12 protein-coding genes are annotated in these 15,111 nt (G+C 51.1%); 6 read left to right on the top strand and 6 right to left on the bottom strand.

All coding sequences use genetic code 11. The annotated features are described in order from the left end of the window. Window position 1: 1 nt before the first annotated feature. The 5 genes from sdhA to ACIDF8_RS14420 form a co-directional block, all read right to left on the bottom strand. A complete protein-coding gene (sdhA, locus tag ACIDF8_RS14440) occupies window positions 2–1,786 on the bottom strand; it encodes a succinate dehydrogenase flavoprotein subunit (RefSeq protein ID WP_412011314.1) in 1,785 nt (594 codons plus the stop codon). 9 nt (window positions 1,787–1,795) lie between these two features. After that, window positions 1,796–2,149, bottom strand: a complete 354-nt coding sequence (gene sdhD / locus ACIDF8_RS14435; RefSeq protein WP_412011313.1) for a succinate dehydrogenase, hydrophobic membrane anchor protein — start codon at window positions 2,147–2,149, stop codon at window positions 1,796–1,798. A gap of 7 nt (window positions 2,150–2,156) precedes the next feature. Next, window positions 2,157–2,549, bottom strand: coding sequence for a succinate dehydrogenase, cytochrome b556 subunit (gene sdhC, locus ACIDF8_RS14430; RefSeq protein ID WP_412011312.1), 393 nt, complete (start codon window positions 2,547–2,549; stop codon window positions 2,157–2,159). A gap of 2 nt (window positions 2,550–2,551) precedes the next feature. Further along, window positions 2,552–3,754 carry a malic enzyme-like NAD(P)-binding protein gene (locus tag ACIDF8_RS14425; protein WP_412011311.1) on the bottom strand — a complete coding sequence of 401 codons (1,203 nt, stop codon included), beginning with the start codon at window positions 3,752–3,754 and terminating at the stop codon, window positions 2,552–2,554. A gap of 254 nt (window positions 3,755–4,008) precedes the next feature. Further along, on the bottom strand, window positions 4,009–4,743 hold the full coding sequence (locus tag ACIDF8_RS14420; protein ID WP_412011310.1) for a GntR family transcriptional regulator: 735 nt from the start codon (window positions 4,741–4,743) through the stop codon (window positions 4,009–4,011). Between the two features lie 180 nt (window positions 4,744–4,923). Between ACIDF8_RS14420 and ACIDF8_RS14415 the strand changes: the two genes are divergently transcribed. From ACIDF8_RS14415 to ACIDF8_RS14390, 6 genes are all read left to right on the top strand, one after another. Beyond that, window positions 4,924–5,805: an HpcH/HpaI aldolase/citrate lyase family protein gene (locus ACIDF8_RS14415; protein WP_194746978.1), complete on the top strand. Its 882-nt coding sequence runs from the start codon at window positions 4,924–4,926 to the stop codon at window positions 5,803–5,805. A gap of 9 nt (window positions 5,806–5,814) precedes the next feature. Further along, on the top strand, window positions 5,815–6,873 hold the full coding sequence (locus ACIDF8_RS14410; protein WP_412011309.1) for a MaoC family dehydratase: 1,059 nt from the start codon (window positions 5,815–5,817) through the stop codon (window positions 6,871–6,873). 2 nt (window positions 6,874–6,875) lie between these two features. Further along, window positions 6,876–7,874, top strand: coding sequence for an HpcH/HpaI aldolase/citrate lyase family protein (locus ACIDF8_RS14405; RefSeq protein ID WP_412011308.1), 999 nt, complete (start codon window positions 6,876–6,878; stop codon window positions 7,872–7,874). Between the two features lie 116 nt (window positions 7,875–7,990). Beyond that, window positions 7,991–8,869, top strand: a complete 879-nt coding sequence (gene prpB, locus ACIDF8_RS14400; RefSeq protein WP_412011307.1) for a methylisocitrate lyase — start codon at window positions 7,991–7,993, stop codon at window positions 8,867–8,869. Window positions 8,870–8,907: 38 nt separating this feature from the next. Continuing rightward, the gene (prpC, locus tag ACIDF8_RS14395) at window positions 8,908–10,077 is read left to right on the top strand and encodes a bifunctional 2-methylcitrate synthase/citrate synthase (protein WP_412011306.1); all 1,170 of its coding nucleotides are present in this window, start codon (window positions 8,908–8,910) and stop codon (window positions 10,075–10,077) included. A gap of 112 nt (window positions 10,078–10,189) precedes the next feature. Further along, window positions 10,190–11,650: a bifunctional 2-methylcitrate dehydratase/aconitate hydratase gene (locus tag ACIDF8_RS14390; RefSeq protein ID WP_412011305.1), complete on the top strand. Its 1,461-nt coding sequence runs from the start codon at window positions 10,190–10,192 to the stop codon at window positions 11,648–11,650. A gap of 134 nt (window positions 11,651–11,784) precedes the next feature. Here the strand turns inward: ACIDF8_RS14390 and ACIDF8_RS14385 are convergent. Beyond that, on the bottom strand, window positions 11,785–15,111 hold a 3,327-nt coding region (locus ACIDF8_RS14385), incomplete at its 5' end, for a type I secretion C-terminal target domain-containing protein (protein WP_412011304.1).

The raw sequence follows: 15,111 nt of genomic DNA, 5'->3' as shown, positions 1-15,111 counted from the left end.
ATCAATACACCCTTTTCTTCAACTCGAATGGTTCTACAGTCAATGGTTTAAGGCGCACCGGCTTATAAACCAGCTTTTGTTCATTGGCAAAATACAGCGAATGGCTAAGCCAATGGGTGTCATCACGCTCTGGATAATCTTCGCGCGCATGAGCCCCGCGGCTTTCCTGGCGTGCGTTGGCCGCTTGCATGGTCGCCAGCGCAACCTCCATCAAATTATCCAGCTCCAGGGCTTCAACCCTGGCGGTATTAAACACTTTGCTTTTATCCGTAATTCTTAATTGCTGGGCGCGCTGGGCGACCTGCTGAATGGCTTCTACGCCGCCCGCCAACAAATCAGGAAAACGGAATACCCCGCAATGTTTTTGCATGGTTTGGCGCATGGACAAACCAACCTCAGCCACCTTCTCGCCAGCACCGTTTTCAAGGCGGTTCACACGCGCCAAGGTCGCCTCAGCCACATTTGCCGGCAGGGGTTTGTGTGCCTTGCTGGCCGCAATATCAGCAGCCATTTTGTCGCCTGCCGCTTTACCAAACACCACCAGGTCGAGCAAGGAGTTAGAGCCCAGGCGATTGGCACCATGCACCGAGACGCAGGCACACTCGCCCACCGCATACAACCCATTCACCACCTGTTCAGACTGACCGTCATGCACTACTACCTGGCCATCCAAGTTGGTGGGCACGCCTCCCATCATGTAATGCGCGGTGGGGACGACGGGAATCGGCGCATTGGTCGGGTCGACACCGGCAAAGGTTTTGGCAATCTCGCGAATCCCAGGCAAACGTTTGCTGATGATGTCCTCCCCTAAATGGTCGAGCTTGAGGTACACCGCGTCTTTGTGCTTGCCAACGCCACGGCCATCTTTAATCTCAGTCGCCATGGCACGTGACACCACATCACGGCTGGCCAGGTCTTTGGCGGTGGGCGCATAGCGCTCCATAAAACGCTCGCCCTCGCTATTGACCAGATAACCGCCTTCGCCGCGGACCCCTTCGGTAATCAAGACCCCGGCATTCAGCACGCCGGTCGGGTGAAACTGCCAGAACTCCATATCTTGCAAGGGCAGCCCCGCACGCGCGGCCATGCCCAAGCCATCCCCCGTATTGATATAGGCATTGGTACTGGCCTGGAAGATGCGGCCACCGCCACCCGTGGCCAGCATGGTGGCTTTGGCATGAATGACATGAATGTCGCCGGTTTCGATTTCGAGCGCGATCACGCCCAGCACATCCCCATCGCTATCACGGATCAAATCCAGTGCAAACCATTCAATCAGGAATTGGGTATTGGCTTTGACGTTACGTTGGTACAACGTATGCAACATGGCATGGCCGGTACGGTCAGCCACCGCACAGGTGCGTGAAATGGCTTGCTCGCCAAAATTGCGGGTCATGCCGCCAAACGGGCGCTGAAAGATGCGGCCATTTTCCAAACGGTCAAACGGCATACCAAAGTGTTCAAGCTCAATAATGGCCTTGGCGGCATTGCGGCACATAAACTCAATGGCATCCTGGTCGCCCAGATAATCAGAGCCTTTGATGGTGTCATACATGTGCCACAACCAGTTGTCGTCCGACACATTACCCAGGGCCGCGGCAATCCCCCCTTGAGCGGCCACCGTGTGTGACCGGGTTGGAAACACTTTAGACAGCACGGCGACGTCTGCGCCGGATTCCGCCAGTTGCAATGCAGCACGCAAGCCAGCACCGCCACCGCCGATAATGACGGCATCAACCTGGTGATGCTGTAATTTGCTTGCACTTGTCATTTGAGAATCTGCCATGCCACCACCCTAAAAATGTATTCCAAATAAAATCCACAGTACTGCGAGTGCATTGCCCCACACCGCCAGATCCACCAACCCTTGCAGGAGAGCACGTGCTTTCAGGTGCGGCACATAGTCCCGCAGCACATCCCGCACCCCAAGCCAGGCATGCAACAACATGCAGATAAAAAACCACAAGGTCAGTACCCGCCACCACCAAGGGGAAAACACAGCCACCCAGTCATGATGATTTTGCGGTGACAACACCGACAACCGAATCCAGAACAAAAGCAGCACCAACGCCATCGATAAGGCGCACAGACGCTGGGTGAGCCAGCGGCGCATGCCCGGGTATTTCGCAGTAAGCAGTTCGAATATCATGCTAAACTTACCCCCAAATGGCCCACAATACCCACAACATGGTGAAGGCAACTAAGCCCAGCACGACCCGGCTGGAGAACCTTGCTTTTTGCAGCGTCGTCATCCAATGCACATCCATCGCCAAATGACGGATACCCGCATAAAAATGGTGAAAGAATGCCCAGGCTAACGCCGTGACCAACAACTTCACAGGCCAGGCCTGCAATTGGCTGGCCACACGTGCATAACCCGCTGGGCTGGACAGTGACAGAAACAGCGCCCATAACAACAGCGGCTGAATTAAAAACAGCGCCACGCCGCTGGCCCGATGCATAATCGACACCACCGCATTGACCGGCAACCGGATCGTGAATAAATCCAGGTTCTTCGGCCGCTGTTTTTTCTGTTTTTTTACAATCATTGCTACTCGCCCACCTTGGCAGCACGCGCCACCGCCCCACCCACATACGCCATTAAGCGTGGATCAAACGGTTTGGGAATAATGTAGTCTTTGCCAAACGTCAATGCGGTCAACTGATACGCTTCCAACACCTGTTGCGGCACGGGCTCGCGCGCCAATTGGCTAAGGGCTTTGGCCGCCGCCACTTTCATCTGCTCGGTAATCTGTTTAGCCTGCGCATCCAGCGCGCCGCGGAACAAATAAGGGAAACACAAGGCGTTATTGACCTGGTTAGGGAAATCACTGCGGCCAGTCGCCATGATGACGTCATCACGCACGGCAAAAACCTGGCTCGGCAAGATCTCAGGATCTGGATTGGCCAGTGCAAAAATCACCGGTTTGGCTGCCATGCTGCCGACCAGCTCGGCTGGCAAGCCATTTTTAGCTGATACACCGATAAAGACATCGGCCCCTTGCATAGCATCTGCCAAGGTTTTGATGGGACCTACTTGAATTGCCAGCTCACGGTTATTGTCATGTAAGTCATCACGGGCAAGATCCAACACACCTTTGCGGTCGACCATGGTGATATCGGTGGCGCCCATCAACTTGAGCAACTTGGCACAAGAACAACCCGCCGCACCCGCGCCTAAAAACAAAATTTTGGCGCGGGGCAACGTTTTGCCTTGGAGATCAAGCGCGTTCAACAAGGCGGCCGCGACAATCACGGCTGTCCCATGCTGGTCATCATGGAATACCGGGATATCCAGGCGTTTTTTCAATTCATTTTCAATATAAAAACAGTGTGGTGCAGCAATATCTTCCAGATTAATGCCGCCAAAGGTGGGCGCAATGTTCACCACAGTTTGGATAAATTCGTCTGGCGTTGCGGCATTGACTTCAATGTCAAATACATCAATATCGGCAAAGCGTTTAAACAATACCCCTTTGCCTTCCATCACCGGCTTGCCCGCCAATGCCCCGACGTTGCCTAATCCGAGCACCGCAGTCCCATCAGTAATCACCGCCACCAAATTACCCTTGTTGGTATATTTATAAGCATTGGCCGGATCCGCCTCAATTTCTAGCACTGGCGCTGCCACGCCGGGCGTGTAGGCCAGCGACAAATCCTGCTGCGTCGCACAAGGCTTGGACGACTCCACGCTCAGCTTTCCCGGTTTGGGAAACTGGTGGTAATCCAGTGCGCGCTGTTTTAAATCGTCCATTCTTCAACCTCTTTTTCTTTATTGCGACAGCTTTAACTTCGACCAAGACTTTTCAAAATGCATTTTGGCTAGGCGGACAAGCGTAGACAGTACAATCAGTACGGCAAACGAAGTCCAACAACGCGAAAATGTGTTTTCAAAGTCATTCCCTTTATTCAGAACGATTCAAGAATTTCAGTAGCAAGGCGAATGAGCGAAGATAGTGCAAGTAGCCCGGCAAGCGAAACTCAACGCCGCTAATGAAGATTTTTCAATCACTCCAATTCGCTCATGTAGTGGTGATCGTCCGTCAGACACAAGCCCAACCGCCATTCCATCGGTTTATCGCCATAGGTAAACGACACACGCTCGATACTCAGCAACGGATAGCCTTCTTTCAACCCCAGGGCTTTCGCCACTTCCGCATCTGCCGCCACCGCTTTGATCCGCTCTTCCGCACGGATCATGCGGATCCCAAACTGTGACTCATACATGCTGTACATAGAACCGTTACTTTCTTCTACCTTGGCACGATTCAGGCCCTTGAATGGCGCAGCAGGCACCATAATATGGTCATAGATCAACGGGCGACCGGAAAAAGTCAGCAAGCGTTTGACCTCTATAGTGGTGGCGCCCGCCTTCATTTCGAGCACCTTGCCAATATGCACACTGGCCTTGCTTTTAATGCAGGAGAGAAACTCATTCTGCAACATTTCCTTTTGGCCGTTTTCAGCGGTGAGGCGCAAAAAGCGCAACTTCACATCATCCTGGTTGTGGGTCGCGACAAATGTGCCCTTGCCTTGGCGGCGGATCAGAATATTTTCAGTCGCCAAACTATCTATCGCCTTGCGCACGGTGCCCTGACTTACTTTATAACGCTGCGCCAGGTCAATCTCGCTAGGAATCATGTCACCTGGGCGCCACTCCCCGCCAATCAGGCTCTGAGTAATCAACACCTTAATCTGGTCATATAACGGTCTATAACTGGGTGAACCGACCTGTTTATCCATGTTTTGACTCCACGCTTACCGGCATCTAAAGACGCCAAAAAATTAGTTATTCAATTTATATCACAGCACATTTTTATTGTCTACTATTTTATATCTTATATAAGACATAAGATATTTGTTGACAGAGTTTTTTTATTGATGAATAATGAATTCAAATCAAGCTGCAATAAAGGAAAACCCATGTCATATGCACTCAGACCACGACGCTCGATGCTATATGTCCCAGGCTGCAATCAGCATTATTTAGAGCGCGCGCGCACATTGGCGGCCGACTCCGTCATTTTGGATTTGGGCGACCCGATTCTGGTGGATGTCAAAGTGCAATCCCGGGAAAACGTAGTCAATGCCGTCAAGCAAGGCGGTTATGGCAAGCGTGAAGTGGTGGTACGCGTGAATGACTTACACTCCATTTGGGGCCATGACGATATCAAGGCGGTGGCGAACATTGGTGCCGATGCCATTTTGTTCCCGAATATTGAGTCACGCGAGGACGTATTACAGGCGCAACAATTGCTGGACGATGCTGGCGGCAAGGATGTGCCCATGATGGTGATGATAGAAAGCCCGCTGGCAGTGCTCAATGCCAAGGAAATTGCAGCCGCTTCCGAGCGTGTGATCTGTATGGTGATGGCCACCTCCGACCTGATTTCACAACTGCATGCGCGCGTGACACACGAGCGTTCAGCCATTCTCACCTCTTTATCGCTGGTCATTCTGGCAGCGCGTGCTTATGGCAAAGGGGTGATTGACGGCATTACATCTGATTTTAAAAACATGCATTCATTTGAATATGCCTGCCGCCTGGGGCGCGACATTGGCATGGATGGCAAGTCATTGGTGCATCCGGCACAGATTGCTTATTGCAATGATGCCTATACCCCGCAAAGGTCTGAGGTCGAACATGCAAGATTGATCATTAAAGCCCTGAAAGAGGCCAACGAAGGTGGTAAAGGGACGGTCGTGGTCAACGACAAACTGGTGGAACACCACCATATTAAAGCTGCGCAACGACTCATCAAGTTATCAGAAGCGATTGCAGAGCTAGAAGAAGAATTCATTTAAGGAATCAACATGACAGGCAAAATCAACGCCGGGCGTTTTTTTGAAGACTTCCAGCTGGGTGAAGTCATCCAGCATGCGACGCCCCGCACCATCACCAGCGGCGACACCGCGCTGTATCTCGCCTTGACAGGCGCACGCAACCCGCTGCATTGCAGCGCGCCATTTGCCTTGTCCTTAGGTTACGCGCAGATGCCGATTGATGACTTGCTTGCCTTTCATATTGCATTTGGCAAAACCGTGCCGGATATCTCCGTGAATGCTGTGGCTAACCTCGGCTACGCCGATGTGCGTTTTATCCAGCCAGTATTTGTGGGTGATACCTTGACCACCTCCAGCGAAGTAATTGGTCTCAAGCAAAACTCCAGTGGCAAAAATGGCGTGGTTTGGGTGCGCTCAACCTCGGTCAATCAAGACCAGCAGACGGTTTTAAGCTGGGTACGCTGGGTGATGGTACACAAGAAAAACCTGGAGGCGCCAGCCCCGGAAACGGTGATCCCCGAATTACCGGCATTTGTCGCAGCCGAGAATCTGCGCCTGCCTGCACCGTTTAATGTGCATCAGGAAATTGCCGTCGCCACTGGCGGCCACTATTTCTGGGAAGACTATGCCGTGGGTGAGCGATTGCGCCACCCTTCCGGGCTCACGATCAACGACAGCGACCACACGCTGGCAACCCACCTTTACCAGAATAACGCCAGGCTGCATTTTGATGCACATATGATGCAATCCACCCCGCAGGGACAGCGCCTGGTGTATGGCGGCGTGGTGATATCCGCCTGCCGCGCATTGAGCTATGAGGGCTTGGAAAATGCCTTATCCATCGCGGCGATTAATGCTGGCACCCATGCCAATCCAAGTTATGCAGGCGACACGATTTACTGCATGACAGAAGTGTTGGATCAATGGACCCTCCCCCATCCACAACTGGGGGCACTCAGATTACGCATGATCGGCCTGAAGAATATCCCGCCGGATCATGTTGAAAACATCAAGACCACCCAGGGCTACCACCCGAATGTGGTGCTCGACCTCGATTACACCGTTTTAATTCCACGAAAAGGAAACTAACCATGGCCGTTCATCCCAACCAGGCGCTCTTTGGTGGCGAAAAACCCTTTCCGGTGATCCCGGCTTGTGAGCACTTTGCCGGCAGTGAAAAACTGATCCTGAAAGCCTTATCCTTACAAGATCCGGCCAATCCCAATGCTGTGGGTCCTGTGTTTGATATCACCTGCGACTGTGAAGATGGCGCCGCCAGCGGGCAGGAACAGGCGCATGCCGAGATGATTGTGCGTGTCCTTAATTCTGACGCCAACAAATATAAAATGGCCGGGGCACGCATTCACGACTACACCCATCCGCATTGGAAAAAGGATATCGACATTCTGGTCGGTGGGGCCGGTGAAGTGCTAAGTTACCTCACCATTCCCAAATGTACCGATATTGCGCAAGCGCGTGAAATGATCAGCTACATCCAGGCTGTGGCCAAACAACATGGCATCCGCCGTGAAATCCCGGTACATATCCTGATTGAAACCCATGGCGCGCTGCGTCAGGTTCATGAAATTGCACAACTTCCCTGGTTACAAGTGTTGGACTTTGGCCTGATGGACTTTGTCAGTGCCCACCACGGTGCGATTCCGGCCAGCGCCATGCGTAGCCCTGGCCAGTTTGATCATCGCTTGCTGGCGCGCGCCAAAACAGAAGTGGTTTCTGCCGCGCTGGCCAATGGTGTGGTGCCCGCCCATAACGTGACGCTGGATCTCAAAAATGTGGAAGTGACCTTTAGCGATGCCTCCCGCGCGCGCAACGAATTTGGTTTTATGCGTATGTGGAGCATTTATCCGACCCAGATTCAGGCCATCGTCGACGCCATGAAGCCTAACTATGACGAAGTGACGGATGCGGCCAATATTTTACTGGCCGCGCAGGCCGCTGACTGGGGGCCGATTCAGTACGCAGGTGAATTGCATGACCGCGCCACCTATCGCTACTTCTGGGAGGTCTTGCAAAAAGCCAAGCAAACGGGTGTGGCCATGCCAGAAGATGCTGAACACGCGTTCTTTTAATACTTAGCCACAGCGCTTACTGAGCAAACAGAGAAAATCTGAGACATTTTTCATTCGGTTTGATGTATCTCTCTGTGATCTCTGTGTTCTCTGTGGCTTAAAGATAAAGGTTTAATATGCAACAAATCACTACAGCAGGTGCACGTTTACGCGCGGCACTGGTCATCGAAAAGCCGCTACAAATCATAGGCGCTATCAATGCCTACCACGCCATGCTCGCCACACAATCCGGGTTTAAAGCCATCTACCTGTCTGGTGGCGGCGTGGCGGCGGGTTCTTTAGGCCTGCCCGATCTTGGCATTTCCGGCCTGGAAGATGTACTGGTGGATATACGCCGGATTACCGATGCCGTGGATACGCCTTTGCTGGTCGATATTGATACCGGGTTTGGCGGCGCTTTCAACATTGCGCGCACGATTAAAAGTGTCGCCAAGGCAGGCGCAGCCGCCGTGCATATCGAAGACCAGGTCAGTGCCAAACGCTGTGGGCACCGCCCCAACAAGGCAATTGTCAGCCTGGATGAAATGGTAGACCGCGTCAAAGCGGCAGTAGATGCCAAACCCTACGATGACTTTGTCGTCATGGCGCGTACCGATGCGCTGGCCGTAGAGGGCTTGCAATCCGCCATCGACCGCGCCTGTGCCTGTGTTGAAGCAGGCGCCGACATGATTTTCCCCGAGGCAATGACGGAGTTAGGCATGTACCAGCAGTTCGTGGATGCGGTCAAAGTCCCTGTTCTGGCGAATATTACCGAGTTCGGCTCCACACCGCTCTTTACGGTAGACGAACTGGCCACCGCTGGCGTGGGCATGGTGTTGTATCCACTGTCCGCTTTCCGTGCCATGAACCAGGCAGCGCTCAAGGTCTATCAAGGTGTACGTAAAGATGGCACACAGAAAAATGTGCTGGACCTGATGCAAACACGTGCTGATTTATATGAACACCTGGGCTACCACGCTTTTGAACAGAAACTAGACGCGCTGTATAAAAAATAGATTCGTATGACAAGATTGAGTGATTTAAGGAGGTTTTTATGAACACCACCACTGATCCCACAACACCTGCCACCGACGCCCCCAAACGCAAAAAAGGCGTAGCACTGGCTGGCGTGGCAGCTGGCACTACGGCCATTTGTACCGTGGGCCATAGCGGTAATGACTTGCATTACCGCGGTTACGATATCATCGAACTGGCTAAACATGCCACATTCGAAGAAGTCGCTTATTTGCTGATTTACGGTGAACTTCCCACCCAACACCAACTCACCGCTTATCATCAAAAGCTCAAAAAGCTACGCGGCCTGCCCAGTGCACTTAAAGCCGTACTGGAACAGATTCCTGCCAATGCGCACCCGATGGATGTGATGCGCACGGGCTGCTCCATGCTGGGGACACTGGAACCGGAAGCCATCGACCGCAATACCGCCGGCGCACAAGCCCTGGGTGACCGCCTGATTGCCTGCTTTGGCTCTATCCTGATTTACTGGTACCACTTTAGCCACCGCGGCATCCGCATTGAGGTCGAAACAGATGATGACTCGATTGCCGCTCACTTCCTGCATATCCTGCATGGTAAAAAGCCGTCCCAGCTGCATATCAAGGCCATGAATACTTCGCTGGTCCTGTATGCAGAACACGAATTTAATGCGTCGACCTTTACCTCACGCGTCATTGCCGGCACCTTGTCAGATTTGTATTCCTGCATCACCGGTGCGATTGGTGCCCTACGTGGCCCCAAACATGGGGGCGCCAACGAAGCGGCGATGGAAATCATTGAACGTTACCAAACGCCAGATGAAGCAGAAGCTGACATCAAGGCACGTATGGCGCGAAAAGAGATCATTATTGGTTTTGGCCATCCGGTGTACACGATTGCCGATCCACGTAATGAATCCATCAAGGGCGTAAGCAAATCCCTTTGTGAAGATGCCGGCAATATGAAATTGTTTGATATCTCGGCCCGTATTGAAGCAATCATGTGGAACGAGAAAAAGATGTTCCCTAACCTGGATTGGTACAGTGCCTCCAGCTATCACATGATGGGCATCCCGACTGGCATGTTCACGCCGATTTTTGTGATTTCACGCACTACAGGCTGGGTTGCGCATGCCATCGAGCAGCGGATCGATAACAAAATTATTCGCCCGAATGCCGAATATAACGGCCCGGATAACAGAGCATTTGTGCCTTTAAACAACCGTTAGTCTTAACCATCTTCAGCCACAGAGGACACAGAGAGCGCAGAGAAAACTCTGCTTTAGGCACTGTGTTCTCCGCGTCCTCTGTGGCTTAAATTTTTACTTGAAAGAATCTCTTATGTCAGCTCATATTTCTAACGTCCGCCCTGATCCCGATCAAGTCATTGTAGATATCGCCAACTACGTGGCAGATTTTGAAATCAACTCTCATGAAGCTTACGATACCGCTCGCAACTGCCTGATGGATACGCTGGGCTGTGGTTTCGAGGCACTGGATTATCCCGCCTGTACCAAATTACTAGGCCCCGTGATTGCCGGTACGGTTGTGCCGAATGGCGCCAAAGTTCCCGGCACCCCTTATCAGATGGACCCTATCCTGGCCGCTTTCAATATTGGCGCCATGATCCGCTGGCTGGACTTCAACGATACCTGGCTGGCAGCCGAATGGGGGCATCCTTCTGATAACCTGGGCGGGATTTTAGCCTCTGCAGATTACATCTCTCGCAAAAATGTGGCCGAAGGCAAAGCACCGCTGACCATGAAAGATGTATTAACCGCCATGATCAAGGCGCATGAAATTCAAGGCGTGCTGGCTTTGGAAAACAGTTTTAACCGTGTCGGTCTGGATCATGTCATTCTGGTGAAAATCGCCTCGACCGCAGTCGTCACAAAACTGCTGGGTGGCAATAAACAAGATATTATCAATGCCGTCTCTAACGCCTTTGTTGATGGCCAAAGCCTACGTACCTACCGCCATAGCCCGAACACCGGTTCACGTAAATCGTGGGCGGCTGGGGATGCCACCTCACGCGCAGTGCGGCTGGCTTGGATGACCTTGCAAGGCGAAATGGGCTACCCAAGCGCACTGACAGCCAAGACCTGGGGCTTTTATGACGTCTTGTTTAAAGGCAATGCTTTTAAATTTCAGCGGCCCTATGGCAGCTACGTCATGGAACAAGTGTTATTCAAAATCTCGTTCCCGGCTGAGTTTCATGCGCAAACCGCAGTGGAATGTGCATTCCAGCTAAACAAAGAGGTTGGCAACCGCCTGCAAACCATGGAAGACATTGCCAACATCGACAAGATCATTATCACCACCCATGAGTCTGCGATCCGTATCATTGATAAAACCGGTCCCATGAACAACCCGGCAGACCGTGACCATTGTATTCAATATATGTCTGCCGTTGGCTTGCTCAAAGGCAACCTCACCGCATTGGATTATGAGGATGAAGCGGCCGCTGATCCTCGGATTGATGCTTTGCGTGAGAAAATGACCTGTGTAGAGAAAACTGAATACACGCGTGATTACCTTGATCCGGAAAAGCGCTCGATTGCCAACGCCATACAAATTTTCTTCAAGGATGGCACGCAATCTAGCAACATCGCCGTTGAATACCCGATTGGCCATCGCCGCCGCCGTGGCGAAGGCATCCCGGAACTGGTGAAAAAATTCAAGGTCAATCTGGCCCGCCGCTTTGACGCCGCCAAACAAAGCGAGATTTTGGCCTTGTGCCAAGACCAGGCAAAACTCGAAGCCACCGCAGTGAATGCGTTTGTAGATATGCTGTCGTTATAACACAACCAGGTTGGTCATTTGATAAGAGCGCTCCTTGAGCGCTCTTTTTATTGCCCTAATCAAACCCAAACGCTGAATAAAAAAGAGCGACCACAAGGGTCGCTCTTGAACTGCTATTAGCAATACTGCTGCGATTAGTGATCCACAACAATATTTTGCTGTGTCAGCAAGTTTGCAATCACCGCTGCATCGCTGGTTTGACCGTTAGTTAAATCGACACCGGCCACCACAATGGTCTGGGTTTCCTGGCCACTATTGAACGCACCTGAAACATTGTGCGCATCATTCGCGAAACCACCATTCGAGCTGATATGAATGATGGTATCGCTACCTGATTTTTCAAAGTGCATGTAGTTGACCAGGTTGCTTGGATTTTCACCTTGCAACAAATCACGGATATCCAGCACATCCCCACCTTGGCTGACCGCGGCTTTATTAAAGTCTGTGATTGTGTCACGTGCAGGAGATCCAGCAGCACCATCATCGCCTTGATCCCACTTGAACACATCCACACCCGCGCCGCCGGTCAGGGTATCGTTACCTTTACCACCGATCAGGATGTCATTGCCATTACCGCCGTTCAAGGTGTCATTACCAGCACCACCACGCAGGATGTCGTTACCATCGCCACCATTCAAGGTGTCATTGCCAGCATAGCCGTAGATAATGTCATTGCCAGATGTACCATTAACAACGTCATCACCTGCACCACCACCCAGAATTGGCGTAGCGTTATTGCTACTCAACAAGCTGAGATTGAGCAGATTGCTTGCACTTGCGCTATCTTGCAGGCCAGTACTATCAGTTGCAGTGATCGTAAAGTTTTCCAACACATTGACGCCAAGAAGCTGCGGATTCACCTTCACCGTTGACAGGAATTCATTCAGAGCAAGGTTGTCGATCGTGCCGCCGTCAGCAGCAGTAATGACCAGTTTGCCATTTGCACCGATTAAGCCAAGGAAGCCGCTACTTTCTGTATAGCTTACTTTTAAGCCCAACTCATTTGCCACCACTTGTGAGTAACTCATCAGTGTAGAGCCGATGATCACACCAATCCCAGCATTGAAGGCAATGTTGACATTAGTAATGTTGTTATTGGCATCACTTGCAGTGAAGCTCTGGCGGCTAGAGAAATCCAGCAAATCAACATTCAACAAGCCTGGCAAGGTGATTAAGCCTGCTGCGCTAACCGCAGTCGATACATCCGGAGCCACTTGCGGTGTGGGTGTATAGGTATTATTTTTCGCCACATTTAGCGTCAAATCAGCCGTACTAGTATCACCATCTTTGTCACTTAATGTATAGGTGACTTTAGTGCTGTCTGCAGGCTGCGTAGTGCTTGAAGTCGTGATTTTAATGTTATCAAGCAAACCACCGGTACTGTTCGTATCCACTGATTTAAACTCCACGCGCATCTGGCTACCAGTCCCTGTGAAGCTGTATGAGAAGGTACTCATGTTCAAGCTGCCGGTATTAACCGTGTCGATGACTTTACCATCAACGATCACTTGAATTGCAGAGTCGGTACCTGAGGTATGCCCAGCACGTGCCGCATAATCAAAGCTTAATGTCACCACTGCATCTTTGGTTGGATTGATATAGGTGTATAGGTTGCCATCACCCTTATAGTTTTCAATCTCTAGCACATTGCCGTAACTTGCAGACAAGCCATAAGTAGTACTTGGCATGATCTCGATCGTGCCACTCTTGTTGTCTGTATACCAGCCTAAAGGCACTGGCGTTTGCTGACTACTGCCATTAGCATCAAAAGTGGTGTTGATGAGGGTTACTTTTGTCTGACCTGGAGTGAAGGCATATTTACCGTCGTCCATGTCTACAACAAACGTACCAGCTTTGGTAACCACTGTCAGCTGATGAGTCGTCGCATTGTAAGAGCTATTATTCGTCCCAGCGACTGAAATTGAACCAGTTTTAGCATCAAAGGTATAAGTGGTCCCCTCAATCTCGACTGATTTGACATAGCCACCATCTGCGCCGAAGCCACCACCACTGGTCAAGCTGCCAACAACAGGGGTTGGTACAGTCTGGCTCAGTACAGCATCCAATTGTGCAAAGTTAGATACCTGAATTGCATTTGTATCGGTGCTGGTTGATCCATTGTACGCAACCTGGTTCATGCTGTTAGCCACCTGCGTTGCAGAAACACTGCTACCAACACCAATTGCATATTCATTGATGTTATTGGCTTTCAGGAAGGCCTCCCATGCCTGTCTATCGCTATCCCCTACTTCACGGCCACTATTTGGCTCGCCATCAGAGAAGAAGTAACCAATGTTCTGTCCGCCAGGAATTTTGCCATCTGAGTTGAATGCCGCTTTACTGCCATCCAGTGCCGCATCGTAATTAGTGCCCGATATCGTTTTTAAGGAAGCAAGCTCCTTTTTAGCCTGATCAATCGTTACCCAAGTCGGTGTTTTCTGATAATAGCCATCAGAGAAAGTCACGATCATGACGCGGACATCACCGCCCAATGAAGCATATTGATCCAACAAGGTATTGATGGACTTCACTTCACTAGCAAGACGTGAGGTGCCATTGACACCATCCAATGTCGCCATACTGCCAGAGACATCAATGGTGAACATAATGTTTGTCCCTTTGTCGCCCTGCGCAGTGACCGTCTGATTGGTAGCAATTGGCGCATCATCAACCACATTGACAGTGATAGAACCAGAGGTCGTTGTATCGGTGTCTTTAGCGTTTACACCAAACTTCAATGCAAGCGTATCTTCACCTTGAGCAGGATGATCCAGCGGACCAGACAACTTAACAGCGTACTTGCCTGAGGTATCAATCGATATACGCAAGATTTCTTGACCATTAGCAGAGCCAATCAACGTCCCGGTGTTGTTACCTGTCCAGGTAATTGCCACACCACCAGAGGTATAAGTTTGAGTTGGCGCAGTCAATGTCACACTCTGCAGATCACCATTTGGATCAGAGATACCCAAATCACCAGAAGCAATAATGTTTGAAGGTTCGCCTGGATCCAGAACACCATTTGGCAAACCGTCTTCAGACACAGTGGCACTACCATCTAAAGTCACAAACACTGGTGACTGATTCAAAGTGTAGGCGTAGTTATTACTTGGCACACTTGTATTGCCAACGCTATCTGTTGCAGTCACCGTATAGTTATGCAGACCTTTAGCAATATCAGTCGATGGCGTAAAGGTCCAGTTGCCATCTTTGTCTGCCACTACTGTGCCAATTTTTGTTGCCCCATCATACAGAGTTACTGTACTGCCAGCTTCAGCGCGGCCAATCAGTGTTGGAGTAGCATCATCAGCAACACCGCCACTTGCCACGTAACCTGTGTTTGTACCGAAGTCATCATAGATATTGTCGATGGTCGGTTTAGATGGCGCAACTGTATCTATTGTTGCTTTATCACTGCCGCTTGGTCCGACGTTACCCGCTGGGTCACGTACTTGCGCCGT

The organism is Methylophilus sp. 3sh_L (assembly GCF_046766015.1).
Lineage (GTDB): Bacteria > Pseudomonadota > Gammaproteobacteria > Burkholderiales > Methylophilaceae > Methylophilus.
The sequence above is the reverse complement of the archived record's forward strand: the minus strand, read 5'-3'. Positions and strand labels throughout refer to the sequence as shown.